At 68.7% G+C, this 26,894-nt stretch carries 20 protein-coding genes; 15 read left to right on the top strand and 5 right to left on the bottom strand.

Features of this window, described 5'->3' with window-relative positions; all coding sequences use genetic code 11:
• Positions 1-129: 129 nt before the first annotated feature.
• A complete protein-coding gene (locus J2Y49_RS12050) occupies positions 130-1,050 on the top strand; it encodes a LysR family transcriptional regulator (protein ID WP_310115085.1) in 921 nt (306 codons plus the stop codon).
• 86 nt (positions 1,051-1,136) lie between these two features.
• Positions 1,137-2,180, top strand: coding sequence for an L-glyceraldehyde 3-phosphate reductase (gene mgrA, locus J2Y49_RS12045; protein WP_310115084.1), 1,044 nt, complete (start codon positions 1,137-1,139; stop codon positions 2,178-2,180).
• Positions 2,181-2,243: 63 nt separating this feature from the next.
• Here mgrA and J2Y49_RS12040 read toward each other — a convergent pair whose 3' ends face one another.
• Positions 2,244-3,644, bottom strand: a complete 1,401-nt coding sequence (locus J2Y49_RS12040; protein WP_310115083.1) for a M20/M25/M40 family metallo-hydrolase — start codon at positions 3,642-3,644, stop codon at positions 2,244-2,246.
• Positions 3,645-3,824: 180 nt separating this feature from the next.
• Positions 3,825-4,910 (bottom strand): AAA family ATPase, encoded by a 1,086-nt coding sequence (locus J2Y49_RS12035; RefSeq protein ID WP_310115082.1) that lies wholly within the window; start codon positions 4,908-4,910, stop codon positions 3,825-3,827.
• Positions 4,911-5,120: 210 nt separating this feature from the next.
• Between J2Y49_RS12035 and J2Y49_RS12030 the strand changes: the two genes are divergently transcribed.
• The 8 genes from J2Y49_RS12030 (at position 5,121) to mmsB (ending at position 12,235) form a co-directional block, all read left to right on the top strand.
• On the top strand, positions 5,121-5,471 hold the full coding sequence (locus J2Y49_RS12030; RefSeq protein ID WP_409017834.1) for an ArsR/SmtB family transcription factor: 351 nt from the start codon (positions 5,121-5,123) through the stop codon (positions 5,469-5,471).
• Between the two features lie 52 nt (positions 5,472-5,523).
• Positions 5,524-6,054 (top strand): arsenate reductase ArsC, encoded by a 531-nt coding sequence (locus tag J2Y49_RS12025; RefSeq protein ID WP_310115080.1) that lies wholly within the window; start codon positions 5,524-5,526, stop codon positions 6,052-6,054.
• Entirely contained in the window at positions 6,051-6,485 is a 435-nt protein-coding gene (gene arsC / locus J2Y49_RS12020; RefSeq protein WP_310115079.1) for an arsenate reductase (glutaredoxin), read from the top strand. Before J2Y49_RS12025 ends, arsC begins: the two co-directional genes overlap by 4 nt.
• A gap of 54 nt (positions 6,486-6,539) precedes the next feature.
• Positions 6,540-7,571, top strand: coding sequence for an ACR3 family arsenite efflux transporter (arsB, locus tag J2Y49_RS12015; RefSeq protein WP_310115518.1), 1,032 nt, complete (start codon positions 6,540-6,542; stop codon positions 7,569-7,571).
• The gene (arsH, locus tag J2Y49_RS12010) at positions 7,564-8,340 is read left to right on the top strand and encodes an arsenical resistance protein ArsH (protein WP_310115078.1); all 777 of its coding nucleotides are present in this window, start codon (positions 7,564-7,566) and stop codon (positions 8,338-8,340) included. The genes arsB and arsH overlap by 8 nt, the downstream gene beginning before the upstream one ends.
• A 138-nt stretch (positions 8,341-8,478) precedes the next feature.
• Positions 8,479-9,978 (top strand): CoA-acylating methylmalonate-semialdehyde dehydrogenase, encoded by a 1,500-nt coding sequence (locus J2Y49_RS12005; RefSeq protein ID WP_310115077.1) that lies wholly within the window; start codon positions 8,479-8,481, stop codon positions 9,976-9,978.
• Positions 9,979-10,162: 184 nt separating this feature from the next.
• A complete protein-coding gene (locus tag J2Y49_RS12000; RefSeq protein ID WP_310115076.1) occupies positions 10,163-11,308 on the top strand; it encodes an isobutyryl-CoA dehydrogenase in 1,146 nt (381 codons plus the stop codon).
• A 36-nt stretch (positions 11,309-11,344) separates the two neighbouring features.
• Entirely contained in the window at positions 11,345-12,235 is an 891-nt protein-coding gene (gene mmsB, locus J2Y49_RS11995; RefSeq protein WP_310115075.1) for a 3-hydroxyisobutyrate dehydrogenase, read from the top strand.
• A 1-nt stretch (position 12,236) separates the two neighbouring features.
• Here mmsB and J2Y49_RS11990 read toward each other — a convergent pair whose 3' ends face one another.
• Positions 12,237-13,142, bottom strand: coding sequence for a LysR family transcriptional regulator (locus J2Y49_RS11990; RefSeq protein WP_310115074.1), 906 nt, complete (start codon positions 13,140-13,142; stop codon positions 12,237-12,239).
• 265 nt (positions 13,143-13,407) lie between these two features.
• Here J2Y49_RS11990 and J2Y49_RS11985 point away from each other — a divergent pair, with 265 nt between their 5' ends.
• Complete coding sequence (locus tag J2Y49_RS11985) at positions 13,408-14,076, top strand: hypothetical protein (protein ID WP_310115073.1); 669 nt, start codon at positions 13,408-13,410, stop codon at positions 14,074-14,076.
• Positions 14,077-14,097: 21 nt separating this feature from the next.
• Here the strand turns inward: J2Y49_RS11985 and J2Y49_RS11980 are convergent, their stop codons facing one another.
• Both J2Y49_RS11980 and J2Y49_RS11975 read right to left on the bottom strand, forming a co-directional pair.
• Positions 14,098-14,835, bottom strand: a complete 738-nt coding sequence (locus J2Y49_RS11980; RefSeq protein ID WP_310115072.1) for a DUF3102 domain-containing protein — start codon at positions 14,833-14,835, stop codon at positions 14,098-14,100.
• 17 nt (positions 14,836-14,852) lie between these two features.
• Positions 14,853-15,605, bottom strand: a complete 753-nt coding sequence (locus J2Y49_RS11975) for a ParA family protein (RefSeq protein WP_310115071.1) — start codon at positions 15,603-15,605, stop codon at positions 14,853-14,855.
• Positions 15,606-15,945: 340 nt separating this feature from the next.
• Here J2Y49_RS11975 and J2Y49_RS11970 point away from each other — a divergent pair, with 340 nt between their 5' ends.
• The 4 genes from J2Y49_RS11970 (at position 15,946) to J2Y49_RS11955 (ending at position 26,706) form a co-directional block, all read left to right on the top strand.
• Positions 15,946-21,357, top strand: a complete 5,412-nt coding sequence (locus J2Y49_RS11970) for a filamentous hemagglutinin N-terminal domain-containing protein (RefSeq protein WP_310115070.1) — start codon at positions 15,946-15,948, stop codon at positions 21,355-21,357.
• A 127-nt stretch (positions 21,358-21,484) separates the two neighbouring features.
• Positions 21,485-22,789 (top strand): homogentisate 1,2-dioxygenase, encoded by a 1,305-nt coding sequence (gene hmgA, locus J2Y49_RS11965; protein WP_310115069.1) that lies wholly within the window; start codon positions 21,485-21,487, stop codon positions 22,787-22,789.
• 139 nt (positions 22,790-22,928) lie between these two features.
• Complete coding sequence (locus J2Y49_RS11960) at positions 22,929-23,426, top strand: class I SAM-dependent methyltransferase (RefSeq protein ID WP_310115068.1); 498 nt, start codon at positions 22,929-22,931, stop codon at positions 23,424-23,426.
• 169 nt (positions 23,427-23,595) lie between these two features.
• On the top strand, positions 23,596-26,706 hold the full coding sequence (locus J2Y49_RS11955; protein ID WP_310115067.1) for an ABC transporter transmembrane domain-containing protein: 3,111 nt from the start codon (positions 23,596-23,598) through the stop codon (positions 26,704-26,706).
• Positions 26,707-26,894: the final 188 nt, after the last annotated feature.

Raw genomic sequence — 26,894 nt, 5'->3', positions numbered from 1 at the left:
TCCAGGACAGACGCCAAGGCTAGGGCGCGGGGTGACATGGCGGAACGCGCAGCATCCGCATTGTATTCGTGCACAGGACGCCATGTCCCGGCAGCGGCGATCGCGACGGGTCGTGGTACAGTCCGGGGCATGACCGCACCCGACCTGAACATGCTCATCACCCTGGACGCCCTGCTGGCGGAGGGCAGCGTCGCCGGTGCCGCGCGGCGGCTGCGGCTCAGCCCGTCGGCGATGAGCCGGGCGCTGGCGCGGCTGCGCGCGGCGACCGGAGACCCGCTGCTGGTCCGCGCCGGGCGCGGCCTCGTCCCCACGCCGCGCGCGCTCGACCTGCGCGACCGCGTGCGCCAGTTGGTGCAGGAGGCGGAGGCGGCGCTGCGCCCGGCCGAGAATCTCGACCTTAGCCAACTCACCCGGACCTTCACCCTGCGGACCAGCGACGGCTTCGTGGAAAGCTACGGCGCCGCCCTGCTCACCCGAGTCGTGCGCGAGGCTCCCGGCGTCCGCATCCGCTTCCTGTCGAAGCCGGACAAGGACAGCGGCCCCTTGCGCGACGGCTCGGTCGATCTGGAAACCGGGGTCGTCGTCAAGGACAGCGGACCGGAGCTGCGCGCCCAGGCGCTGTTCCACGACCGCTTCATCGGCGTCGTGCGCCCCGGCCACCCGCTGACCACGGGCGGGGTCACCGCCGCCCGCTATGCCGCCGGACGGCATGTGCTGGTGTCGCGGCGCGGCGACGACCGCGGGCTGGTGGACGAGGCGCTGGACCGGCTGGGCCTGCGGCGCCGCGTGGTCGCGATTGTCGGTGGCTTCGCCGCGGCGCTGGCGCTGGTGCGCGGCACCGACCTGATCGTCAGCGTGCCCGAACGGCACAGCGCCGGCCTGCGCAGCGGCCTCGACAGCTTCGCCCTGCCCTTCCCCGCCCCGGAGGTCACCGTCTCGCTGATTTGGCACCCGCGGCTGGACGCCGACCCGGCCCACCGCTGGCTGCGCAACTGCGTCAGGGACGTAACCGCCCTCTCCCGCGGCGGGAAAGGGAAGCAACCGCGATAAACGCATATGACCCGCCGCGCCATTGCGCGGCGTCCCACCGGCGCCCTATGCTGATATATCACTTGGACTCAGATCGGGAGAACGCCATGCAGCCGCCCTACCTTGCCGCCGACCAGCGCTACGAGGGCATGAGCTATCGCCGCACCGGCCGCAGCGGGCTCGACCTGCCGGCCATTTCGCTGGGGCTGTGGCAGAATTTCGGCGGCACCGACGTGTTCGCCACCGGACGCGCCGTGCTGCGCCGGGCCTTCGACCGCGGCGTCACCCATTTCGACCTCGCCAACAACTACGGCCCGCCGCCGGGCTCGGCGGAGGAGAATTTCGGCCGCATCCTCGCCACCGATTTCCGTCCCTACCGCGACCAGATGGTGATCTCGACCAAGGCCGGTTACGAGATGTGGCCCGGCCCCTACGGCAACTGGGGCTCCCGCAAGTATCTGGTCTCCAGCCTGGACCAGAGCCTGAAGCGGATGGGCCTCGATTACGTCGACATCTTCTATTCGCACCGCGTCGATCCGCGCACCCCGCTGGAGGAGACGATGGGCGCGCTGGACCACATCGTCCGCCAGGGCAAGGCGCTCTATGTCGGCATCTCCTCCTACTCGCCGGAGATGACGCGGCGGGCGGCCGGGATCCTGAAGGAGCTGGGCACCCCCTGCCTGATCCACCAGCCCTCCTATTCCATGCTGAACCGCTGGGTTGAAGGTGGGCTGCTCGACACGCTGGACGATCTCGGCATGGGCTGCATCGCCTTCTCGCCGATGGCCCAGGGCATGCTGACCAACAAGTATCTGGGCGGCCAGCCGACAGACGCACGCGCCGCCAAGGGCGGCACCCTGCGGGCGCATTTCCTGTCGGCGGAGAACCTGGAGCGCATCCGCGCGCTCGACGCCATCGCCCAGCGGCGGGGCCAGACGCTGGCGCAGATGGCCGTCGCCTGGGTGCTGCGCGACCCGCGCGTGACCTCCGCCCTGATCGGGGCGCGCAACGTCGAGCAGCTCGACAACTCGCTGGACGCGCTGAACAACTTGTCCTTCACGCCGGAGGAACTGGCGGAGATCGACACCCACGCCGTCGCCGACGCCGGCATCAACCTGTGGAGCGCCTCCTCCGCCGCCGAAGCCGGCTAAAGCAGGCCTCTCCAAGGGAGGGCGGCATCACGCGCCGCCCTCCCCCACTTTTTTCGACCGGTGTCAGCCAACCCGGCCGGCGGCCAGACGTGCCAGGATCGCCGCATGGCTGCGGATGCCGTTGCGCAGGCATTTCAGCTCGAACTTCTCGTTCGGCGAATGGATGCGGTCGTCGTCCAGGCCGAAGCCGACCAGGATGGTGTCCAGCCCCAGATGCTCGCGGAACCAGCCGACGATGGGGATCGACCCGCCGCCGCCGATCAGCACGCCGTCGCGCTCCGTCGCCTCCTTCAGCCCGCCGCGCACCGCCTGCATCCACGGCGTGTCGGTCGGCACCTCGATGCCGGGAGAGGAGCTGAAGCGGCGGAAGCCGACCGTGCAGTCGGCCGGCAGCCGGTCCTCGAAGAAGCGGTGGACCGACGCCTCGATCGCCGCCGGGTCCTGGCCGGGCACCAGCCGGCAGCTGAGCTTGCACGATGCCTTGGCCGGGATGACCGTCTTCGATCCCTCGCCGGTGTAGCCGCCCCAAATGCCGTTGATGTCGCAGGTCGGCCGGGTCCAGATGCGTTCCAGCAGGGTCCGCCCCGCCTCGCCATGGCTGCGGGTCAGGCCGAGCGCGCCGAGAAACTGCGTCTCGTCCAGCGGCAGGCCGCGGATCTGCGCCAGCAGGTCGTCCGGCAACTCGCGCACACCGTCATAGAATCCGTCGAAGCGCACCCGCCCGTCGGCGTCGTGGATCTGGCCCAGGATGCCGGTCAGCACATTGATCGGGTTGGGCACGGCGCCGCCGAACAGGCCGGAATGCAGGTCGTGGCTGGGGCCCGTGACGGTGGCCTCCAGATAGAGCAGGCCGCGCAGCCGCGTGGTGATCGCCGGGGTGTCGACGTCCCAGGCGTTGGTGTCGGTGACGAGGCAGAAGTCGGCGCGCAGCTCGTCCGCATGCTCCTTCAGGAAGCGCGGCAGCGAGGGGCTGCCGGTCTCCTCCTCGCCCTCCAGCAGCACGGTGGCGCGGATGGGGATGGAGCCGTGGACGGCGTGCCAGGCCTCGAAGGCTTCCATGAAGGTCATGGTCTGGCCCTTGTCGTCGGCGGCGCCGCGGGCGACGACGCGGCGGCCCCGCTCGGCCTCGACGATCACCGGCTCGAAGGGCGGGCTGTTCCACAGCTCGACCGGATCGGCGGGCTGGACGTCGTAATGGCCGTAATAGAGCACATGGGGCGTCTCCACCCCCGCCGGCCCAGGATGGTGCGCGACCAGGATGGGGTGGCCCGGCGTCTCGTTGATCGTCACCGTGAAGCCCATCGCCGCCAGCCTGTCTGCGCACCATTGGGCGGCACGGCGGACATCGCCGGCATAGGCGGGGTCGGTGCTGACCGAAGGAATGCGCAGAAGCTCGCAAAGCCGGCCGACCGACTCCTCGAAGGTTTCGTCCACCTTGCGCAGCACGGCATCGACAGGAAGCATGATGGCCTCTTCTTGAACGTGGGGTCTGCCTGTCCCCCCCCCCTCTCCCCCCGGGGAGAGGGTCGGGGTGAGGGGGATGCACATGTCGGATTATGTGGGGATCGGGGAGTGCGCGATGCTTGAAAATCCTCGCAGCGCCTCCCCCTCACCCTAACCCTCTCCCGGGGGGAGAGGGGATTCCTAGCCCCCCAAGCCCGCCAGCAGCTTGCCCAGAACCGGCTGCCCCACGACGGCACCCAGCGCGAAGCCGGCGATCAGCCCGATCACCAGACCCACGATGCCGGCCCCCATTCCGCCGCGGCCGGACTGCGCGCGCTCCGCCTGCCGGGCGCCGCTGCCCCCGCCCGACGGCTCGTCCGCCTCGTCGATGGAGGAGGCGCGCCGCGCGCTGTAGGAGGTGTCGGTCGCCTCGTGCCACGACTGGATACGCTCCAGCGCCGGCTTCAGCTGTGCGTCGTCGGGCGTGGTGCCGCGGCCGTGGATGATCTCCCAGGCCAGCGCCGCGAAACGGGCGGTGGTCCGCCCCTCCGGCGTGAAGATCGCCGCCGGCATGCGGCGGTAGGTGGCCTTCACCACGTCCACGTCATAGGGGAAGGCGGTGCGGAACATCTGCTCGGGGAATTCGTTGCGCAGCTGGGTCAGCGATTCGCGTCCCACCTCGTCGTTGGTGATCGACAGCATCAGGATGCCCGCCAGCGACAGGTTGGGGTTCAGCCCGTTCTGGATATGCTCCACCACCTGCAGGGTGCGCCGCAGCCCGTCCAGCGCGTAGCGGCCGGGGAACACCGGCACGACCAGCCGGTCCGACGCGGCGAGCGCGCCGGCTGCCAGATGACCCAAGGCCGGCGGACAGTCGATGACGACATAATCCGGCGGATTGCGCGAGAAATGCAGCGCCTTGCGCAGGCCGCGCTGCGACCCGCCGCGGCTGTCCAGCGCATGTTCCAGCGAGTAGAGCTTGCGCGCGCCGACGATCATCGACAGCCCGTCGAAGGCGGTCGGGGTGATGGCGTCCTCGACGAAGGTCTCCTGCCGCAGCAGGTCGTTGATGCCGACCTTCGCCTTGTCGCGCAGCAGGAAGTTGCTGGTGGCGCTGCTCTGCGGATCGAAATCGATCAGGACGACGCTCTTGCCCAGCGCGGCCAGCGAGAGGGCGAGGTTGACCGAGGTGGTCGTTTTGCCGACGCCGCCCTTCTGGTTGTACACCGACAGGATGGTCGGCTGCCGAGCCTGCGGCGTGTCGAAGACGTCTTCGTGACTGGTCATGTTTGTTCCGCTTCGCCGTTCTGCGGCAATCCTCCCGCCCCGGACCGAAGGGCCCGGACCGGAAGCGAGGGCGCACTATAAGCGCCGCGGCGTCTCAAGTCTTCCCACACGTTCGGGTGTTTCCCAAGCGCCCCCCGGCGCGAAACCGTGGCCTTCACAGGACCGTCACTTGCCCGCCCTTTATATTTCGACTATCGTCGAATCATGGAAATGAAAGCAGCCACCAACGCCTTCGCCGCTCTCGCCCAGGAAACCCGTCTGGCCGTGTTCCGCCTGCTGATCACGGTGGGGCCGAACGGGCTGACGGCCGGCGAGGTTGCCCAGCAGGTGGGGGTCCCCGCCTCCACCCTGTCCCATCATCTGGCGACGCTGGAACGCGCCGGCCTGCTCCGCTCCCGGCGGGTGCAGCGGCAGATCTTCTACGCATCCGACTATGAGGGCACCCGCCGGCTGATCGCCTTCCTGATGGAGGACTGCTGCCAGGGCCGCCCGGAACTCTGCTCCACCGACCTGACCCAGGCGGTTTCTTGCGGTCCGGCCGGATGCGACCACGACGCCTGACACCCCGACCCCAACCGCCGCGACACAAGCGGCCTGGAAAGGCGACACAGCGATGACCGACCGCATCTACAATGTCCTGTTCCTGTGCACCCACAACAGCGCCCGTAGCGTCATGGCGGAATGCCTGCTGAACCGGGAGGGCCGCAAGGACGGAAGCGGCCGCTTCCGCGGCTTCAGCGCCGGCAGCCAGCCCTCCGGGCGTATCAACCCCTATGTCCACGACCTGCTGGAACGGCTGGGCTTCCCGACCGCGGAACTCCGCTCCAAGACCTGGGACGAGTTCGCGACGGCGGACGCCCCGCACATGGATTTCGTCTTCACCGTCTGCGACAACGCCGCCGGCGAAGTCTGCCCGGTCTGGCCCGGCCAGCCGATGACCGCCCATTGGGGCTTCCCCGACCCGTCGAGCGCCCAGGGCACCGACGCGGAGAAGGCCGCCTTCACCGCCACGGTGTTCGGGCAGATTCAACGCCGCATCCAGGCCTTCGTCAGCCTGCCCATCGCCTCGCTCGACCGTCTGGCGCTGAAGCGCAAGCTGGACGACATGGGGGCGGCGTCCGCCACCCCGGAGGCGACGCGATGACGTCCGTCACCATCTACCACAACCCGGCCTGCGGCACCTCGCGCAACACGCTGGCGCTGATCCGCAACAGCGGCGTCGAGCCGACGGTGATCGAATATCTGAAGACTCCGCCGTCGCGCGACGAACTGGCCGACCTGATCCGCCGCATGGGCGTGCCGGTGCGCGCCGTGCTGCGCGAGAAGGGCACGCCCTTTGCCGAACTCGGGCTCGGCGACCCGGCGCTGAGCGACGACCAATTGCTCGACGCCATGATGGCCCACCCGATCCTGATCAACCGGCCGATCGTGGTGACGCCGCTCGGCGTGCGGCTGTGCCGCCCGTCCGAGGCGGTGCTCGACATCCTCCCCGATGCCCAGCGCGGCGCCTTCGCCAAGGAAGACGGCGAGCAGGTCGTCGACGCCGCCGGACAGCGCATCGACAAAGCCTCCTGACGGACACCGATCATGACAACCGACATCCACGCCGCCCCGGCGGCCCGCCCCGCCATGGGGCTTTTCGAGCGCTATCTCAGCGTCTGGGTCGCTCTGTGCATCGTCGCCGGCATCGCGCTCGGCCATCTGGTGCCCGGCGTCTTCCAGGCCATCGCCGCGGCGGAGGTCGCCAAGGTCAACCTGCCGGTGGCGGTGCTGATCTGGCTGATGATCGTGCCGATGCTGCTGAAGATCGACCTCGGCGCGCTGGGACGGGTTCGTGAGCATTGGCGGGGCGTCGGCGTGACGCTGTTCATCAACTGGGCGGTCAAGCCCTTCTCGATGGCGCTGCTCGGCACGCTGTTCATCGGCAACCTGTTCGCCCCGCTGCTGCCGCAGGACCAGATTTCCTCCTACATCGCCGGGCTGATCCTGCTGGCCGCCGCCCCCTGCACCGCCATGGTGTTCGTCTGGTCGAACCTGTGCGAGGGGGAGCCGCACTACACGCTGAGCCAGGTGGCGCTGAACGACATCATCATGGTCTTCGCCTTCGCGCCGCTGGTCGGGCTTCTGCTCGGCGTGGCGTCGATCACCGTGCCGTGGGACACGCTGCTGCTGTCGGTGCTGCTCTACATCGTCATCCCCGTGGTCGCCGCCCAGCTCTGGCGCCGCAGCCTGCTGGCGACCGGCGGCGAGCCCGCGCTGAAGCGGACGCTGGACCTGATCCAGCCGGTGTCGCTGGTGGCGCTGCTGACCACGCTGGTGCTGCTGTTCGGCTTCCAGGGCGAGCAGATCCTGGCCCAGCCGCTGGTCATCCTGCTGCTGGCGGTGCCGATCCTGATCCAGGTCTATTTCAACGCCGGCCTCGCCTATTGGCTGTCGCGCCGCTTCGGCGTGGCGTGGTGCGTGGCGGCGCCGGCGGCGCTGATCGGCGCCTCCAACTTCTTCGAGCTGGCGGTCGCCGCCGCCATCAGCCTGTTCGGCCTCGGTTCGGGTGCCGCGCTCGCCACCGTGGTCGGCGTGTTGGTCGAGGTGCCGGTGATGCTGTCGGTGGTGAAGATCGTCAAGGCGACCAAGCCGTGGTACGAGGGACGCACCCATGCATGATATCGAGACGACCGGACGCGACTCCTTGCCGAGCCTGGACGAGCCTTATTTCGATGTGCCCGACCTCGACAGGCTGACACCAGAGCGGCCATCGACCCACCCGCCGCGCATCCTGCTGCTCTACGGTTCGCTACGGGAGCGGTCCTACAGCCGTTTCCTGGCCGAGGAAGCCGCCCGGCTGCTTCAGCGCATGGGGGCCGAGACGCGCATCTTCGACCCGCGCGACCTGCCGCTGCCGGACAGCGTGCCGGCCGACCATCCCAAGGTGGCCGAACTGCGCGCCCTGTCGCAATGGTCGGAAGGCCAGGTGTGGGTCAGTCCGGAGAGGCACGGTACCATCACCGGCATCTTGAAGTGCCAGATCGACTGGTTGCCGCTGGAAAGCGGCGGCGTCCGGCCGACGCAGGGGCGGACGTTGGCGGTGATGCAGGTGTCCGGCGGCTCGCAGTCCTTCAACGCGGTCAACGCAATGCGCGTTCTCGGCCGCTGGATGCGGATGGTGACCATCCCCAACCAGTCCTCCGTCGCCAAGGCCTATCAGGAGTTCGACGAGGCCGGGCGGATGAAGCCGTCGCCCTATTACGACCGGGTGGTCGACGTGATGGAGGAGCTGGTCAAGTTCACCCTGCTGGTGCGCGACCGCAGCGACTATCTGACCAGCCGCTACAGCGAACGCCGCGAGGCCGGGCTGAAGGAGGCGAGCGAGGCGCAGGCACTCGCCGCCGCGGCGATGAGCGGGCAAAAGTCCGGTGGGGGCACGGCGGACTAATCCGATGGCACTGCGGTCCCGGCCCGCCGCCGGGACCCTTGCCGCATTCCTGCACAACCGTTGCGCAAAGTTTCGGGTCGATCCGCGAGGCCGCTCAGGTCCACATGGTGACAAACAATCCCATGGGAGGACAATAGGATGACCACCGAACTTCAGCACCTGATCGGCGGCAAGCTGGTTTCCGGAAAGTCGGGGCGGTTCGCCGACGTCTACTCCCCGATGACCGGCGAGGTGCGCGCCCGCGTGCCGCTGGCGAGCGTGGAGGAGATGCGCGCCGCGGTGGAGAACGCCAAGGAGGCGCAGCGCGGCTGGGCCGCCACCAACCCGCAGCGCCGCGCCCGCGTGCTGATGCGCTTCCTCGATCTGGTCCAGCGCGATTATGACGAGCTGGCGCTGCTGCTGTCGCTGGAGCATGGCAAGACCATCGTCGACGCCAAGGGCGACATCCAGCGCGGCCTGGAGGTGGTGGAGTTCGCCTGCGGCATCCCGCACCTGCTGAAGGGCGAGTTCACCGACGGCGCCGGCCCCGGCATCGACATCTATTCGATGCGCCAGCCGCTGGGCGTGGTCGCCGGCATCACGCCGTTCAACTTCCCGGCCATGATCCCGATGTGGAAGTTCGCCCCGGCCATCGCCTGCGGCAACGCCTTCATCCTGAAGCCGTCGGAGCGCACGCCGGGCGTGCCGGTCAAGCTGGCCGAGCTGATGCTGGAAGCCGGCCTGCCGGCGGGCGTCCTCAACGTCGTCCATGGCGACAAGGTGGCGGTGGACGCCATCCTCGACGACCGCGACATCAAGGCGGTTGGCTTCGTCGGTTCCACCCCGATCGCCGAATACATCTACAACCGCGGCTGCGCCAACGGTAAGCGCGTGCAGTGCTTCGGCGGCGCCAAGAACCACGCGCTGGTGATGCCGGACGCCGACCTCGACCAGGCGACCGACGCGCTGATCGGCGCCGGCTACGGTGCGGCTGGCGAGCGCTGCATGGCGATCTCCGTCGTCGTGCCGGTCGGCAAGAAGACCGCCGATGCCCTGATGGAGCGGCTGATCCCGCGGGTGGAAGGCCTGAAGGTCGGCCCCTCCACCGACAGCAGCGCAGATTTCGGCCCGCTGGTGACGCGCGAACATCTGGAGCGCGTGAAGTCCTACGTCGACATCGGCGTCAAGGAAGGCGCCAAGCTGGCGGTCGATGGCCGCGAGTTCAGCATGCAGGGCTACGAGAACGGCTTCTACATGGGCGGCTGCCTGTTCGACGAGGTGAAGCCGGACATGCGCATCTACAAGGAGGAGATCTTCGGCCCGGTGCTCTCCGTCGTCCGCGCCGACAGCTATGAAGAAGCGCTGGCCCTGCCGAACGATCACGAGTACGGCAACGGCGTCGCCATCTTCACCCGCGACGGCGACGCCGCCCGCGACTTCGCGTCGCGCGTCGATGTCGGCATGGTCGGCATCAACGTTCCGATCCCGGTTCCGCTCGCCTACTACACCTTCGGCGGCTGGAAGCGTTCGGGCTTCGGCGACCTGAACCAGCACGGCCCCGACGCGGTGCGCTTCTACACCAAGACCAAGACCGTCACCTCGCGCTGGCCCTCGGGCGTCAAGGAAGGCGCCAGCTTCGTCATTCCGACCATGGATTGATGAAGTATCCTTCCCTCTCCCGCCCCGGGAGAGGGAGGGGACCCACGAAGTGGGGAGGGTGAGGGGTAGTCCAAGAAACCAGAAGCGCTTGGTTCCTTGCACTACCCCTCACCCTTCCCACCGCTTCGCGGCGGGCCCCTTCCCTCTCCCGGGGCGGGAGAGGGGAACTTCGAGGAGGTGACGCATGTCCTTTGAACTGACCGAAGACCAGGTCGCCATCCGCGACATGGCGCTGTCCTTCGCCCGCGACGAACTGGCGCCGAATGCCGTCGAGTGGGACCAGAAGAAGCATTTCCCCGTCGACACCCTGCGCGCCGCCGGCGAGCTCGGCATGGGCGGCATCTATGTGTCGGAGGACCATGGCGGCTCGGCCTTGAGCCGCTTCGACGCCGTGGTGATCTTCGAGGCGTTGAGCCAGGGCTGCCCGACCATCGCCTCCTACATCTCCATCCACAACATGGTGGCGGGGATGGTGGACAATTTCGGCAGCGACGAGCAGAAGGCCCATTGGCTGCCCAAGCTCTGCACCATGGAATGGCTGGCCAGCTATTGCCTGACCGAGGCCAATGCCGGTTCCGACGCCGCGGCCCTGCGCACCAGGGCGGTGCGCGACGGCGACAGCTACGTCCTGAACGGCGCCAAGCAGTTCATCTCCGGCGCCGGCAGTTCCGACCTCTATCTCGTCATGGCGCGCACCGGCGAGGACGGCCCCGGCGGCATCAGCGCCTTCCTGCTGCCCAAGGACACTCCCGGCCTGTCCTTCGGCGCCAACGAGCACAAGATGGGCTGGAACGCCCAGCCGACCCGCGCCGTCATCATGGAGGACGCCCGCGTCCCCGCCTCCGCCCTGCTGGGGCAGGAGGGGATGGGCTTCAAGTTCGCCATGAAGGGGCTGGACGGTGGCCGCATCAACATCGCCGCCTGCTCCATCGGCGGCGCCCAGGCCGCGCTCGACAAGGCGCTGACCTACATGAGCGAGCGCAAGGCCTTCGGCCAGTCGCTCGACCGCTTCCAGGCCCTGCAGTTCCGCATCGCCGACATGGCGACGGAGCTTGAGGCCGCCCGCACCTTCGTCCACCGCGCCGCCTCGGCGCTGGACGCCAAGAGCAAGGACGCCACCCGCCTCTGCGCCATGGCGAAGCGCTTCGCCACCGACACCGGCTTCGAGGTGGCGAACAACGCCCTGCAGCTGTTCGGCGGCTACGGCTATCTGGCTGATTACGGCGTGGAGAAGATCGTCCGCGACCTCCGGGTCCACCAGATCCTGGAAGGCACCAACGAGATCATGCGCCTGATCGTCTCGCGCAGCGAGATCGGGCGGATGGCGTAAGAGCAAACCAAAAAACAAACGACGGGAGACGCGACGATGGCGGTGATCGGTTTCATCGGATTGGGCAACATGGGCGGCCCGATGGCTGCGAACCTCGTGAAGGCGGGGCATCAGGTGGTTGGCTACGACCTCGTGCCTGCCGCCATCGACGCGGCCAAGGCGGCCGGCGTCACCATCGGCGAGTCCCCCGCGGCAATCGCCGCCGCGGCGGAGGTGGTCATCACCATGCTGCCGGGCGGCAAGCATGTTCTGGGCGTCTATGACGGCGACACGGGCATCGTCGCGGTGGCGCGGCCGGGAACGCTGCTGATCGACTGCTCCACCATCGACGTGGACTCCGCCCGCAAGGCGCATGCGCTGGCCGCCGCCAAGGGTGCGGCCTCGCTCGACGCGCCGGTGTCGGGCGGCGTCGGCGGGGCTGCGGCCGGCACGCTGACCTTCATGGCCGGTGGCGAGGCGGATGCCTTCGAACGCGCCCGCCCGATCCTGGAGGCGATGGGCAAGAAGATCGTCCATTGCGGCGGCGCCGGTGCCGGTCAGGCCGCGAAGATCTGCAACAACATGATCCTCGGCATCTCGATGATCGGCGTCTGCGAGGCCTTCGTGCTCGCGGAAAAGCTCGGCCTGTCGCATCAGGCGCTGTTCGACGTGTCGTCCACCTCGTCGGGCCAGTGCTGGTCGCTGACCAGCTATTGCCCGGTGCCCGGCCCGGTCCCGGCCAGCCCGGCCAACCGCGACTACCAGCCCGGTTTCGCGGCGGCGCTGATGCTTAAGGACCTGAAGCTGGCCCAGGAAGCGGCGCAGAGCGCCGGCGCCCCCACCCCGCTGGGTGCCGCTGCGGCGCAGCTCTACGCCATGATGAACGCGCAAGGCGAGGGCGGCACCGACTTCTCCGGCATCATCCGCATGCTGCGCGGCGAAGGGTAACTCATGCCGGCGGCGGGGGCAGGAACAGCGCCTGCTCCCGCCGGACCAGATCGGCGATGTAGTCCGCGGTCATGGATATCCGCGCCAGCGACCGCAGATCCTCGTGCACGATCAGCCAGAAGGACCGGGTGATCGTCAGCTCATCCGGCAGGACCGGCACCAGCTCGGGCTCACCGCCGGCGATGAAGGCCGGCAGCATGCACAGGCCGGCGCCGGCCAGCGTCGCCTTCAGCTGGGCGACGAGGCTGCTGCTCTTGATGCGCGGCGCCACCTCCCCGATCGTCTCGACATAGTCCAGTTCGGGGGCGAAGATCAGGTCGTCGATATAGCCGATGAAGGAATGGCCGCGCAGGTCGGCGCGGCTGCGGATATCTTGCCGGCTGTTCAGATAGGCGGCGGTGCCGTACAGGCCCAGCCGGTAATCGGTCAGCTTGCGGGCATAGAGCCGCCCTTCCTGCGGGCGGGACAGGCTGATGGCGATGTCGGCCTCGCGCTTGGACAGGCTGAAGACGCGCGGCATGGCGACCAGTTGCACCTCCAGCTCCGGATGGCGTTCGCACAGGCTCCCGATGCGCGGCGCCAGGAAACAGCTGCCGAAGCCGTCCGGTGCCCCGATGCGCACCGCGCCGGCAAGCGCCAGATCGCCGTCGGCCACCATGCCCTGTGCCAGAAGCGCCGCACTTTCCATCACCTCGGCGGTCTGTTTCAGCCGCTCGCCCTGCGGCGTCAGCGTGAATCCGCTGGGACGCCGTTCAAACAGGGTGACGCGCAACGCATCCTCCAGCGCCGAGATGCGGCGGCTGACCGTGGTGTGGTCGGCACGCAGGCGCTGGGCCGCCGTGGTCAGTGTGCCGGCGCGGGCCACCGCCAGGAAGAATCGCAGGTCGTTCCAGTTGAAATCGGCCATATCCGCCGGCGCCGCCGTCCGTTCTCTCTGGTGAATCAGGGGCCGAACTGTCCCATCAACCCGCCCCCCTGACAAGAGCGCCAAGCCGCCCCGGCGACAACGCCGCACCCGGTGCGAATGCAAGCACCGGAAGAGCATGCCCCGAAGGGGTACCGCATCTTTCGGGGTCCGCCCCCATTTCGCGTGGACGAAGCGCCCGCCTGTTGCGTTTATCTGTTCAGGGATGCGGCGTTCCTGACGACTGCGAAGAACAAAAGGACGGGCGATGCCGGGCGAGGGCCGGACTGGGAACTGGAGCGGGTCGGCGATGGCGATGGCGATGGCGATGCCGACGGCGATGATCGCGGCAGCGGCACTCGCCGTCCTTGTCGCGGCTGCGGCGCTGCCGGCTGCCGCGGAACCGCTGCTGTCCGCGCCGGAGGCCGATGCCCCCCTGCCCTCCCCCGCTCCGTCACTTCCCGTGGCGCCCCCCGTGCCGGCAATGGTCCCGGCAGCGGCAGCGGAAGCGGTAGCGGTTCAGGCCCCGGCAAAACCCCAGACCGACGCCTTCGACTGCTGGCTTCTTGATCCGAACCGGCTGGAGCAGGCGGCCGACCAGGGCCTGTGCGGCGATGCCTTCGCCCGCGCGCCAGAGATCGCCTCCCTGCCCGACGCCCCTCCCATGCCCGCAATGACGCCGCCACGGAAGCCGAAGATCCCGGAACGGCGGATCCGCGCATCCAACCGCGGCTCCAGCCACAGCGAAACCCATGCGATGGAGACATCGGCCGCGCGGGCTTCCCGCACCAGTGGCGGTGGCAGCGGCAACGGCGACTTCTTCAGCAACTTCCAACGCGATTTCCGGGCGCTGGGCGACCTGCTGGGCGGCGGATCGTCACCACGCCGGGGCGACGGCGGCGGCGCCCCTGGTTCCCACACGTCTCACCGAAACTGACGGCACCGGAACTGAGGCGCCTTACGGTGCGTCGTCCGGCTCCGTGCCGACATCCTCCGCCTCTACGTCGATGGTGACGCCGGTTCGCCCCGGCCGGCCGTGGTCATGCTCCGGGTCGATGCCGTGGTCGCGCCGCAACTCGGCGCGAACCTCCGCCATGCGGGCGCGCAGCCGGGCATATTCGGCCAGAAGCTGGCGGCGCCGGTCGTTCGGCGTCACGTCCTTCGGCGGGCGCAGTGAGCGTTTGAAGTCGATCAGCTGGCGGCGGGTCACGTCGGGCCGGACCAGCCCCTCGGCCTTCGCGCGCTCCAGCTCGTCCGGTGTCATGGTGACGATCTGGTAGGCGACGCTTTCCGCCCCCGGCAGCACCTCCAGCGATAGCCGCCCGGTGTCCACCGCCTCCGCCACCGCGCGGAAGCGGAAGGCGGTCTCGACCGAAAACGGCATGTCGCTCTCGATCATCGCCTCGAAATCGCCGTGGGGCAGGATTTCCTTGGCGCGGTTCAGATAGCGGCCGATCGACAGGAATTCCTTGCGGCTGCGGTTCCAGTGATAGCGGATCTCCTGCGCGAATTCCTGCCGGGTGTGGCAGGGCACGATGGCGTCGCTGATGTCCGACGCCCGGCGGTCGGCCTTGGACGGCGCCACCGCCGCGCCGGTCCGGGCGGGCACGGTGGGCGCCGCGGGCTGGGCAGCTGGCTGGGGAGCGGCCTTGCCCTGCTCCGCCACCTTCTTCATGAAGGACTTCACGTTGGCCATATTCAAATCCCCCGGGTTCAAATCCCCAACTCGTGCCGGATGAAGTACCAGGCGCCCAGGCATTCGTCGGCGCCGTTCACCGCACCGACATCGACAATGGAGCAGCCGATGTCGTCGACCCGGTGCATGTCCTCGATGTCCGGCACCTCGTGCGGGACCAGCCGCCCGACCCGGCCCAGTTCAAGCTTTGCTTCCCGCAGGCTGACAGAGCGGCGCTTGACCCGGTTCAGCAGGAAGGCGGCGGGGCGGCCGTAATCGCGCAGGAACTCCATCCAGGGGATGACGCTCATCTTGTCGAAACGCCCCACGCCGGTCGGCACCAGAACGAGGTCGGCGCGCCGCAGCAGGATCTTGGTCGCTTCGGGATAGAGCTCCACCGACGGCGGCGTGTCGATGAAGACCACGTCGTAGCGGGCGGGGTCGATCTGGGACAGCGCCGCGTCGATCTCCTCCAGCGTGCCTTCATAATGGTCGATGGCGGCGACGTCGTGCGGACGGCGCAGTTCATGCCATTGGCCCAGCGTGCGCTGCGGATCGAAATCCAGCGTCGCGACGCGCATGCCGTCTTTGGCGGCCGCCACCGCGGTGTTCTTGCAGCTGGTGGTCTTTCCGGTACCGCCCTTCGGCGCGCTGTAAACCACCCAGCGGGCGCGCTTTTGCGCAGCCGCCTGTACCGGTTCAACGGCATTCCGGTCCGCTTGGCTACCGGTCGGTTTACCTGCCGGTTTGCCTGCAGATTTCCGTGTGGCGACGGCGGTCGGATCGGCCATCTGTTCCCCCTGCATCGCATGCCCGTCTTCTGGATGGCCTTCTTATTAGCGGATCGGCAGTCGGGTCGAAAGGGCAAAGGCGGGACCTGAACCATTGAAATAGAGAGTTTCTGTACCGAAAACGCATTACCGGTAACGCTTTCCGAAGCAGTTCCGTTACCGGTAACGCTTCCGGCACGACACACGCACCCTCCCGCATTGCGGCAACGAAACATTCCGTCACCACTTTCGGCATTTCCGCCTTGGCCTCACGTCGCTAAAATGTTTCGCATTCCAAGAAGCCGGACAGGATATCGCCTTCCCGCGAGCATCGGGGCTTGGGCTGGGGAGTGGATCGGTGATGCGGGGATCGGGTGTGAAGGACGGATCGGTGGGACAGGCTGTGGACGCCCGAGAGGAACGCATCGGAACCCGGCTGAGGCACGCCCTGTGCCGCACCACCGCATTGGCGGGAGCGGCGCGCCTGGCGGTCATCGCCGCCGTGGCCGCCCTCGGCCTGCCGGCCCTGCCCGCCTTCGCCAACCCCGAAGGCGGCGTGGTCACCGACGGCGCCGCCACCATCCAGTCCACAGGACCCGGCCGGCTCGACGTCATCCAATCCACCTCGAAGGCGGTGATCGACTGGCAACGCTTCGGCATCAGGGAGGGCGAGCACACCAACTTCCGGCAACCCGACGCCGGCTCCATCACGCTGAACCGCGTCACCGGCCCCGACCCCTCCGCCATCATGGGGCGGCTGACCGCCAACGGGCAGATCTGGCTCGTCAACCCGAACGGCATCCTTTTCGGCCCGAACGCCAACGTCGATGTCGGTGGGCTGGTCGCCACCACCCACGACATCCGCAACGAAGACTTCATGGCCGGCCGCCACAAGTTCGAAGGCCGCGCCGGCTCCACCGCGACGGTGGAGAATGAGGGCACCATCACAGTGGCACAGGCCGGGCTGGCGGCGCTGGTCGCGCCCGGCGTCGCCAACCGCGGCACCATCAACGCCCGCATGGGCGAGGTGACGCTGGCCTCCGGCCGGCGCTTCGTCGTCGACCTGTTCGGCGACCAGAAGATCAACATCGCGGTGGATGCCCAATCCGACACGAAGACCGATGCGCGGCCCATCGGCGCCGACGGCAAGCCGGTGGACGCCCTGGTCAGCAACAGCGGCAAGATCTTCGCCGATGGCGGCCGGGTGCAGATGACGGCGTCGGCCGCCAAGGGGCTGGTCGACCGCGTCGTCAACATGTCCGGCACCGTCCAGGCCCGCCGCGTGGAACAGCAGGGCGGCGACATCGTCCTGCTCGGCGACGGCGGCGAGGTGGAGGTCTCCGGCACGCTGGATGCCGGCGGCAGCGGCGCCGGCTCCACGGGCGGCTCCGTCACCGTGTCGGGCAACCGCACGGCACTGGCGGCATCGGCGCGCATCACCGCCTCCGGTCCCGCCGGGGGAGGGGAGGTGATGATCGGCGGCGACGTGCAGGGCGGCAAGGCATCCGCCGCCGCGCTGGCCGGCTACAACATCCGCCCGGCGCGCAAGCCGGTTCCGCCGTCGACCGAGACGGTGGTGGCGCAGGGGGCGACCATCGCCGCCGACGCCACCGGGAACGGCAAGGGCGGCAAGGTCGTGGTGTGGGCCGATGGCAGCACCCGCTTCGACGGCGCCATCTCCGCGCGCGGCGGTGCGGCAGGCGGCAACGGCGGCTTCGTGGAGACGTCCGGCAAGCTGTCGCTGCAGGTGCGCGGCCGGGTCGATGCCGGGGCGGCGGCGGGGAAGGGCGGGTCCTGGCTGCTCGATCCGACCGACATCAGGGTGTCATCGACCAATGGGACCATCAGCGCCGGTACGATCGAAGCGTCGCTGAATACCGGCACCGCCGTAACGCTGCAGACCGACAGTCTCGTCAATGGAAACGGGGACATCACCGTCGACGAAGCGATCGTGAAGTCGTTCGGCGGGGACGCCTCTCTGACGTTGAATGCCTACCGGAACATCATCGTCAATGACGATATCCGGTCGGATTCCGGGGCGCTCACCCTCGTCCTGAACGCCGGATACACCGGAAACGTGGATAAGCACGACGGCGCCGTCCAGATCGGCAAGGAAGGCGATACCGTTTCGATCGCCACCCGGGGCGGCTCGTTTCTGGTGGGCGGCGGCATCAATCCCTCGACCTACTCGGCAACGGGACTGTCGCTCGCCGGCTACGCGTCAGGCGTCAATTTCCTCAACGCCACGGTCGATACCGGTGCCGGCTCCATCACCATCCATGGGCAAGGTGGGCGCTATGACGGTGGCGGAAACCACGGCATCGCGCTGCGCAACAGCCAGCTGCTGACCAGCAGTGGGGCCATCACGCTCACCGGCGCAGGTGGAACCAGTTCCTGCTCTGAGCCGGGCTGCGATCCCGACCTGTACACCGGCGACAACCTCGGTGTTCTGCTCGACGGGGCGACGGTGCACAGCCTGAGCGGGATCGTCACGGTCACGGGCGCCGCCGGACACAACGATCAGGAATGCTACTATGGCTGCTCGTCGGGGAATTCCTTCGGCGTTCGACTGAGGGATTCGAGGATCGAGAGCGACAATGGCGCAATCATCGTCTCCGGTTCGGGAGGAACCGACCGAGACGAGTTTGGCTCCGGCAACGAGGCAATCCTGGTCGAGGCGTCCTCCCGATTGATCGGGCTGGGCAGCACATCGATCACCCTGACAAGCGGCGGCGGGTGGAACGACGACATCGTGCTGAACGCATCGACCGTGTCCACCCAATCGGGAGCCATCCATGTCGGCGCGGCGCGTGACCTGAAAGCGTCGAACCTGGCCCTGACCGGCGGTGGCGCGACGACGCTCAAGGCCGGGAACAGCGTATCGCTGATGTCCACCACCATCCGCTCCTCCGGAACTCCGGTGGTCGTAAACAGCGGCGCGGACTCCGGCGGCCCGATCCTGATTGCCGGCAGCACCATTCACACCTACGGCGGCGCCATCACCTTAGGGGGCGGGAACGATCCCGGGAGTTTGCCGGCGACAGGCAACGAAGAAAGCCCCGCCGGCGTCACCATCGACTCGAGCGAGCTGCATTCCGGCGGGGGTACGATCGCCATCACCGGGCAGGGATCGCACTATGGCGACGACGGCCATGGCGTGGCCATCACCGGACAAAGCAGGATCGACTCCGGTACCGGGAAGATCGCCGTTCATGGCAAGGCCGTGCCCTATTACGGATGGGGTGCCGGCGTCATGATCGCGTCCGATGACAACGGCAGGCCGATCCTCCAATCCGCCTCCACGGCCGCCGATGCCATCCTGATCGACGGCGACGCCTCCGAGGCGGACGCAGAGGAGGCCTGGGGCGTCAAAATCCGGGGTTCGGCGCAGATCACGTCGTCAGGTGGCGTTGCCATCACCGGCAAGGGCGGCGCATCCGCGGTTACCTATGAAGTCGCCGGCATCGGTCTGGATGCCGAAAGCGATGGCAACATCCAGATCGTGGCCGCCGCCGGCGAGGTGGCCCTGCGGGGAACCGCCGGAACCGGCGAAATGGCATTGGACGTGTACAGGAACGGCGATGTGGTGATCAGCAGCACGCCGGCACCGCCGCCGCCACCGCCCCCACCGCCCCCACCTCCGCCGGTGGTGCCGCCGGTGGTGCCGCCGGTGACGCCGACGGTGCCGGCGGTTCCAACCACGCCGACCACCCCCACGACACCGACCACCCCCACCACGCCGGGAACCGACGGTGGAGACGGGGGCGGAACCGGCACGCCGTCCACCGGCACGCCGTCCACCGGCACGTCCGGGACGGATACGTCCGGCACCAGCCCGGAAGGAACCGGAACCGGGTCGACGGACAGCCCCCCTTCGGACACATCGTCTTCCAGCAGCCAATCCGCCGCGGCCGGCAACAGCTCCGTACAGGCGGCGCTGCAAACGGTGGCGCAGATCGCAGCGAACCCGGTGACGGGCACAACCGCGGCCACGACCACCGGCTCGGCCGCCAGTACGACCACCACCGGCACCACGACCACCGGCACGACCACTCCGGCAACCGGGGCCTCGACCACCGCAACCACTCCGCAGACCTTCCTGTCGGCGCTGGAACAGGGCACGGCCAGCCAAGGCACAGGCAGCCAGAACACCGCTCCCCAGACCGGGGAAGGGCAGGGCACCCAGGCGGCGGGCGGCAGTTCGTCCTCCGGCAGCGGTCCGACCTCTCCGCCACCGCCTCCCCCCGGCCCGTCGACGGTGGTGCTGCCGTCCGGCCGCTCCGTCACCTTCACGGCGGAGGCGACGCAGGCCTACGCCTCCGGTGCCACCCTGTCGCAACCGGGCCCGCAGCTGCTCGCCTCGCCCCAGGTCCAGGCGGCGGCCGGCTCCATCATCCAGGCTGCCGGCGGCGGCGGCATGGCGCAGGCGGTGACGAATCTTTCGACCGGCACGCTGTCGCTGCCGGAACAGCGCGCCGTGCTGGCCAGCGTTCCCGTTCCCACCCTGATCGGCGGCCTGACCGCCAGCAGCGATCCGGTGGCGGTGCGCGTCGGCGGCATCCTGCAGAACAGCGCGGCCGGCCAGCCCGGCGGCTATGCCCAGGTGCGCGCCACGGTGACACAGGCCAACCTGCCGCCCCAGGTCGCCCGCACCTACCTCGCCATGGTGCAGCGGGTGGAGCGCGAACAGCGCACCCAGGCCTTCTCCGGCGCGCTCCGCCAACTGGCGGCGAACCCGGCGGCAGCGGACATGTTCGGCCGGCCGAACGCCGCCTCGGCTCCGCCCAGTCTGCAACAGGCACGCGGCGGCCGTACCCGCGGCGGCAGCATGACCCTGCGCGGCATCGTCGCCGACAGCGCCAATCTGGCCGAAGCGCGGGTGAACGGCCGCTGGGTCTTCATCGACGAGCAGGGGCAGTTCCGCACCAGCATTCCGGTCGACCCGGGCGCGACCGAAGCCACACTGACCATGACCGACGAGGCGGGCAAGACGACCGAGCAGCGCATCGCCATCGACGCCACCGCCGCCACACCCGACGCGGCCGCTCCGCCGAAGCCGCGCAAGATCGCCCTGATGATCGCGGTCGACAGCTACCGCGACACCGGCATTCCCGCCCTGGCCACGCCCGACGCCGACATCAAGGCGGTGGGCAAGGCGCTGAACGACCATCTCGGCTACGAGACGCGGGTGCTGCGCAACCCGACCAAGGCGCAGATCGGCGAGGCGCTGCGCAAGCTCGGCCGCGAGGTGGGCGAACAGGACCAGGTGATGGTCTATTACGCCGGCCACGGTTATGAACTGGCGGAGACCGGTGCCGGCTATTGGCTGCCGGCCGATGCGGAGACGACAAGCGCCCGCAACTGGGTGTCGAACAACGACATCGGCCGATTCCTCAGCCGCATGCCGGCCAAGCATGTGATGCTGGTGTCGGACAGCTGCTATTCCGGTGCCTTTACCAAGGAACAGAAGGTCGACGCCGCCCGCCTCGCCAACGAGCAGGAGATCCGTCAGCGCCGGTCGGTGATGGCGCTGTCGTCGGGCGGCGACGAACCGGTGGCCGACGGCGAGGTGAACTCCCCCTTCGCCACCGCGCTGAGAAAGCGGGTGCTGGCGCTGCCGAAGGACAGCAACGGTTTCGCGCTGTACCAGCAGGTCCGCGAGGACGTGACCCACGACGCTCCGCAGACCCCGCAATACGGCGTGATCCGCACCGCCGGCTACGACGAAGGTGGCGACTTCCTGCTGGACCTGCCGAACGCCGCCATGAACTGAGGGGGGGGCACCCACCGCACCCCCCCATTTTCCCCTGGCATATAGTTTCAGAAGAAACTATATGAGCGACAAATGGTCGCGCCCGGCCCCACGCCGGCCGCATCCCCCGGATTAGGGAGCAGCCCGCATGACGTCCCCCGCCTTCACCTATCAGTCCGGCTTCGGCAACGAGTTCGCGACGGAGGCGCTGCCGGGCGCGCTGCCCGTCGGCCGCAACTCGCCGCAGCGCCCGCCCTACGGACTCTATGCCGAACAGATCAGCGGAACCGCCTTCACGGCCCCCCGTGCGCACAACCGCCGCTCCTGGCTCTACCGCATCCGCCCGGCGGTGGTGCATGAGCCGTTCCGCCCGATGGAGTCCGGCCGGCTGACCAGCCGCTTCGACGAGGTGCCGGCCCCGCCGACGCAGCTGCGCTGGAACCCGCCGCCGATGCCGGACGCGCCGACCGACTTCGTCGCCGGGCTCGTCACCATGGGCGGCAACGGCGGACCTCAGGCGCAGGCCGGCTGCGGCATCCATCTCTACGCCGCCAACCGGTCGATGGAGGGGCGCTTCTTCTACGATGCCGACGGCGAGCTGCTGATCGTGCCGCAGCAGGGCAGCCTGCGCCTGTTCACCGAGCTGGGCGTGCTGGAGGTCGAACCGCAGGAGATCGCCCTCATCCCCCGCGGCCTGCGCTTCCGCGTCGAACTGCCGGATGGAACGGCGCGCGGCTATGTCTGCGAGAATTTCGGCGCGCCCTTCCGCCTGCCGGACCTCGGCCCCATCGGCTCCAACGGGCTGGCCAACCCGCGCGACTTCCTGACCCCCGATGCCTGGTACGAGGATGTCGAAGGCACCTTCGAACTGGTGGCGAAGTTCGACGGCGCACTCTGGAGCGCCCCCATCGGCCACTCGCCGCTGGACGTGGTGGCGTGGCACGGCAACCACGCACCCTGCAAATACGACCTGCGCCGCTTCAACACCATCGGTTCGATCAGCTTCGACCACCCGGACCCGTCGATCTTCCTGGTGCTGCAATCGCCCAGCGACACGCCCGGCGTCGACAGCATCGACTTCGTCATCTTCCCGCCGCGCTGGCTGGTGCAGGAGGACAGCTTCCGTCCGCCCTGGTTCCACCGCAACATCGCCAGCGAGTTCATGGGCCTGATCCATGGCGTCTATGACGCCAAGGAGGAAGGGTTCCTGCCGGGCGGGGCAAGCCTGCACAACTGCATGAGCGGCCACGGGCCGGATGCGGAGACCTTCGCCAAGGCCACCGCCGCCGATACGACCCGGCCGCAGCGGGTCGGCGACACCATGGCCTTCATGTTCGAAACGCGCGCCGTCATTCGACCGACGCGGCACGCACTGGAAACTGCCGAGCTTCAGCACGATTATTACCGCTGCTGGCAGGGGCTGGCGAAGCGCTTCGACCCGCACCGCCCGTAAGCGGGCAGGGCGGCTGCGCCCGTCGGCTCCGACCATGCGACAATTTGTCTCGACGGCGCGCGCGCGGCCTTTCACACTGCGCCTTGCCGATCCGTGAAGCGCAGGGGAGGGGCCGATGGGGGCCGCTATGGGCAAAGAGATGGAATCCCGGTCGCTGCTCGACCGCATGATCGACCGGCTGACCGTGCAGCGCGACGCGCTGGCCTGGGCCGAGCGTGCCGTCGCCGGGCGCGACGGCATGGTTCTGGAGGTGGGGCTGGGCAAGGGCCGCACCTTCGACCATCTGCGCCACCTGTTCCCGCCGCGCGACATCCTGGTCTTCGACATGTGGGTCCGCGTGCCGCCGGAACTGACGCCGGAGGAGGACCGCCTGTTCGTCGGCGATTTCCAGGAAACCATGGCGGCGGCGGCGGACCGCTTCGGCCGCTGCGCCCGGCTGGCCCATGCCGATTTCGGCAGCACCGACCGCAGCCACGACGCCCGCCAGGCGGCTTGGCTGGCGCCGCTGATCGACGCGCTGATGCTGCCGGGCGGCGTCGTGCTGTCCGACCGGCCGATGGAGCGCCCCAACTGGACGCCGCTTGACCTGCCGGCCGACGAACGCTGGCCCTACCATGCATGGCGGGTGGAAAGCTGAGCGGAGCGGCGCCCATGCCGGGGGCGGGCATGCCGGGGGAAGGCGGGGGGCCGGCAGTGGAAAACGGCCCGGCTCACGCCAATCTTCAGTCCCTTCCGCCCGCAAGGCTCCCGGCACCCATGCCGGGCTTCGCCGGGACGGATGACGGTCGCGACGCTGAAGGCCTTTGATGGACCGCAATATTTTTCAGTTCATTTGGAAGCACAGCGGCCGACAGCAGATCCTGCTCGCCCTGTTGACGATCGCCTCGTTCCCGGTGCTCTACGCATCGCTGGAACTGCCGAAGATCATCATCAACCGGGCCTTGTCCGATCCCCAGCCGGTGCGCGAGATCCTGGGCGTCACCATGGGTCCGGTGACCTACCTGCTGGTGCTGTGCTTCACCTTCCTGGCGCTGGTGCTCGCCAACGGCGCCTTCAAGATGCGCATCAACACCTTCAAGGGGGTGGTCGGCGAACGGCAGGTGCGGCGGCTGCGCTTCATGCTGCTGGACCGCATGCTGCGCTTCCCGCTGCCGCATTTCTCCAAGGTCAGCCAGGGAGAGCTGATCTCCACCGTCGCGTCGGAAACCGAACCGCTGGCGGGATTCATCGGCGACTCCTTCGCCCAGCCGCTCTACCAGGGCGGCACGATGCTGACGATCCTGCTGTTCCTGTTCATCCAGCAGCCGACCATCGGGCTGGTGTCCATCGCGCTGATTCCGGTGCAGGCCTACATCATCCCCAAATTGCAGATCAAGGTGAAGCTGCTGGGGAAGGAGCGGGTGCGCAAGGTCCGGCAGCTGTCCGAACGCATCGGCGAAAGCGTGGAGAATGTCCGCGAGGTCCGCGTCAACGGCACCATCCGCTACGTGCTGGCCGAATTCTCGCAGTATCTCGGCAGCATCTACTGGATCAGGCTGGAGATCTACAAGCGCAAGTATTTCGTAAAATTCCTGAACAACTTCATCAACCAGATCACCCCCTTCTTCCTGTTCTCGATCGGCGGTTACCTGGTCCTGCACGGCGACCTGACCATCGGCGCGCTGGTCGCGGCGCTGTCGGCCTTCAAGGACCTGACCGCCCCCTGGAAGGAGCTGCTCGACTATTACCAGAACATGATCGACGCCCAGATCAAGTACGAGCAGATCGCCGACCAGTTCTCTCCGCCCTTCCTGTTCGAGTGGACCCCGTCGACGCCCGCCACGCCTGCCGACCTGAAGGCCCCGATGCGGCTGGAGGCGGTGACCTGGGCCAACGAATACGGCGACCGCATGCTGCAGCGGCTGTCGCTGGAAGTGCCGCCGGGCGCGCTGGTCGGCATCGCCGGCACCAACGCGCTGGCGCTGCGCCGTCTGGCCGAGGTGCTGGTGCGCCTGTCGCCGCCGACCTCCGGCCGCATCACCATCGGCGACCAGACGCTGGACCAGCTGCCGCTCGACCTGCTGGGGCGCCGCATGGCCTATGCCAGTCCGGAACCGCGCATGTTCACCGGCAGCATGATGCAGAACATCACCTATGGACTGCGCCATCGCCCGCCGCCCGACGATCCGGAAACGATGAGCCCCGCCCGCCGGCGCGAGATCGTGGAGGCCGAGGCGTCCGGCAACTCCGCCGACAGCATGGAGGGCATCTGGACCGATTTCGCCATGATCGGCGCGACCGACTGGGCCAGCCTGCGGCCCTGGTTCATGCAGTGTCTGGCGGCGACCGGCGGCGAGAGCGCCGTCTACCAGCGCGGCCTGCGCGAGGTGTTCGACCCCGACGATTATCCCTTCGTCGCCCAACCGCTTCTGCGCGCCCGCCACTGGCTGCGCGACGCCATCGGCGAACGCGGGATGGACAAGCTTCTGGCCCGCTTCGACCGCGACCGCTTCAACCCCTATGCCAGCCTGGCGGAGAACCTGCTGTTCGGCCTGCCGGACGGCAAGCGGCTGACCGTCGCCCGCATGGTGAGCGACCCCACCATCCGCGCCCTGATGGAGGCGCACGGGCTGTGGGACTCCGCGGTGCGTCTGGGCCGGCGCTTCGCCATGCGGGTGGTGAGCGTCTATCGCGACAGCGACGACGGCGACGTCATGATCATGCGCTACCCGCACATCGACGACTCCCTGTTCGAGGAGCTGGTGGAGGCGGTCACCCGCCTGAAGCGCCGGTCCGAGCGGCCCCAGCGCCGCCACCAGGAGGCGGACACGCTGCTGTTCGCCACCATGTTCCTGATGATCGTGCCCAAGCGCGACGGCATGGACTTCGCCCCGCAGCCGGAGCGCGAGGCGATCATGGCGATCCGCCGCCGCTTGCTGGACGACATGCCGCAAGACCTGCGCGACAAGGTCGCCATCTTCGACCCGGACCTCTACCACCCGCGCCTGAACGTGATGGACAACCTGCTGTTCGGCCGCATCACCACGGAGGATCCCCGCGCGATCACCCAGCTGCGGGCCTTGGTGGACGAGGCGCTGGAGCGGACCGACGCGCGGGCCTTCGTGCTGATCCTGGTGGCGCTGGGCGAGGTCGGCATCGGCGGCTCGCTGCTGCCGATCAGCGTGCGCCAGCGGGTGCAGCTGATCCGCGGCCTGATGAAGAAGCCCGACATCTTCGTGATCTATCAGGCGCTCAACAGCTACGACCCGGATGAGAGGCTGCGCATCTTCCTGCGCATGAAGGAACTCCTGCCGACCATGACGATGATCGTGCTGGAGGAACGGATCACCGACAACCCGGCCTTCGATGCGATCTACGACCTGGAGGACGGCCGGCTGGTCCGGCGTGGCCAGAACGGCGCCGACCAGCAGGAGGACACGATGCCTGGGGAAGGGGAGGGGACCGACGAGCCGGCCCTGCGCCTGCTGTCGCGCTCCCCCGTCTTCTCCGACCTGCCGGAAACGGTGCTGCGCCGCATGCTGGCGGCGTCGGAATGGCGGGCGGTATCGGCCGGCGACTTCATCTACCGCAGCGGCGAGCAGTCGGAATTCGTCTTCGTCCTGGCGGAAGGGGAGGCGGAGCTGGTGCGGCTTATGCCCGACAACCAGCCGCCGCTGCACATCGCCTACATCAAGCCGCCGGAGGTGATCGGCGAGGTGGAGTTGCTGGCCGGCGTCCGCCGCTTCTCCACCATCCGGGCGCGCACCGACCTGCGGCTGCTGCGGCTCGACGGCGCGGCGATGCTGCGGCTTCTGCCCTCGGTGCCGGACCTGCCGATGCGGGTGATCCAGCAGATCGGCAAGCGCCTGACCAGCGAGGGACCGGCCGGCTCGACGCCAGCGACGGCCGACAACAGTCAATCCGCAACGCAACCATGATGGAATGAACGCGATGAGGCAGGGGCGAGAGGAATCCCCTCTCCCCCCCGGGGAGAGGGTTAGGGTGAGGGGGAAGCGCCGCGAGGATTCCTGCGGAGCCACGCACTGCTCCCCCCTCACCCCGACCCTCTCCCCGCTTTCGGCGGACCTCTGGTCCGCCTGTCGCGTCAGCGCAAACGAAGTTTGCG

Origin of the sequence: Azospirillum sp. BE72, from assembly GCF_031455875.1 — a bacterium.
Taxonomy (GTDB): domain Bacteria; phylum Pseudomonadota; class Alphaproteobacteria; order Azospirillales; family Azospirillaceae; genus Azospirillum.
This window is presented reverse-complemented; position numbering and strand designations above follow the sequence as displayed.

Excerpts from the sequence above, each read along its gene's own strand:
- J2Y49_RS12050 (WP_310115085.1), top strand. The coding sequence starts at position 130 with ATGACCGCACCCGACCTGAACATGCTCATCACCCTGGACGCCCTGCTG.
- mgrA (WP_310115084.1), top strand. The coding sequence starts at position 1,137 with ATGCAGCCGCCCTACCTTGCCGCCGACCAGCGCTACGAGGGCATGAGC.
- J2Y49_RS12040 (WP_310115083.1), bottom strand. The coding sequence starts at position 3,644 with ATGCTTCCTGTCGATGCCGTGCTGCGCAAGGTGGACGAAACCTTCGAG.
- J2Y49_RS12035 (WP_310115082.1), bottom strand. The coding sequence starts at position 4,910 with ATGACCAGTCACGAAGACGTCTTCGACACGCCGCAGGCTCGGCAGCCG.
- J2Y49_RS12030 (WP_409017834.1), top strand. The coding sequence starts at position 5,121 with ATGAAAGCAGCCACCAACGCCTTCGCCGCTCTCGCCCAGGAAACCCGT.
- J2Y49_RS12025 (WP_310115080.1), top strand. The coding sequence starts at position 5,524 with ATGACCGACCGCATCTACAATGTCCTGTTCCTGTGCACCCACAACAGC.
- arsC (WP_310115079.1), top strand. The coding sequence starts at position 6,051 with ATGACGTCCGTCACCATCTACCACAACCCGGCCTGCGGCACCTCGCGC.
- arsB (WP_310115518.1), top strand. The coding sequence starts at position 6,540 with ATGGGGCTTTTCGAGCGCTATCTCAGCGTCTGGGTCGCTCTGTGCATC.
- arsH (WP_310115078.1), top strand. The coding sequence starts at position 7,564 with ATGCATGATATCGAGACGACCGGACGCGACTCCTTGCCGAGCCTGGAC.
- J2Y49_RS12005 (WP_310115077.1), top strand. The coding sequence starts at position 8,479 with ATGACCACCGAACTTCAGCACCTGATCGGCGGCAAGCTGGTTTCCGGA.
- J2Y49_RS12000 (WP_310115076.1), top strand. The coding sequence starts at position 10,163 with ATGTCCTTTGAACTGACCGAAGACCAGGTCGCCATCCGCGACATGGCG.
- mmsB (WP_310115075.1), top strand. The coding sequence starts at position 11,345 with ATGGCGGTGATCGGTTTCATCGGATTGGGCAACATGGGCGGCCCGATG.
- J2Y49_RS11990 (WP_310115074.1), bottom strand. The coding sequence starts at position 13,142 with ATGGCCGATTTCAACTGGAACGACCTGCGATTCTTCCTGGCGGTGGCC.
- J2Y49_RS11985 (WP_310115073.1), top strand. The coding sequence starts at position 13,408 with ATGCCGGGCGAGGGCCGGACTGGGAACTGGAGCGGGTCGGCGATGGCG.
- J2Y49_RS11980 (WP_310115072.1), bottom strand. The coding sequence starts at position 14,835 with ATGGCCAACGTGAAGTCCTTCATGAAGAAGGTGGCGGAGCAGGGCAAG.
- J2Y49_RS11975 (WP_310115071.1), bottom strand. The coding sequence starts at position 15,605 with ATGGCCGATCCGACCGCCGTCGCCACACGGAAATCTGCAGGCAAACCG.
- J2Y49_RS11970 (WP_310115070.1), top strand. The coding sequence starts at position 15,946 with ATGCGGGGATCGGGTGTGAAGGACGGATCGGTGGGACAGGCTGTGGAC.
- hmgA (WP_310115069.1), top strand. The coding sequence starts at position 21,485 with ATGACGTCCCCCGCCTTCACCTATCAGTCCGGCTTCGGCAACGAGTTC.
- J2Y49_RS11960 (WP_310115068.1), top strand. The coding sequence starts at position 22,929 with ATGGAATCCCGGTCGCTGCTCGACCGCATGATCGACCGGCTGACCGTG.
- J2Y49_RS11955 (WP_310115067.1), top strand. The coding sequence starts at position 23,596 with ATGGACCGCAATATTTTTCAGTTCATTTGGAAGCACAGCGGCCGACAG.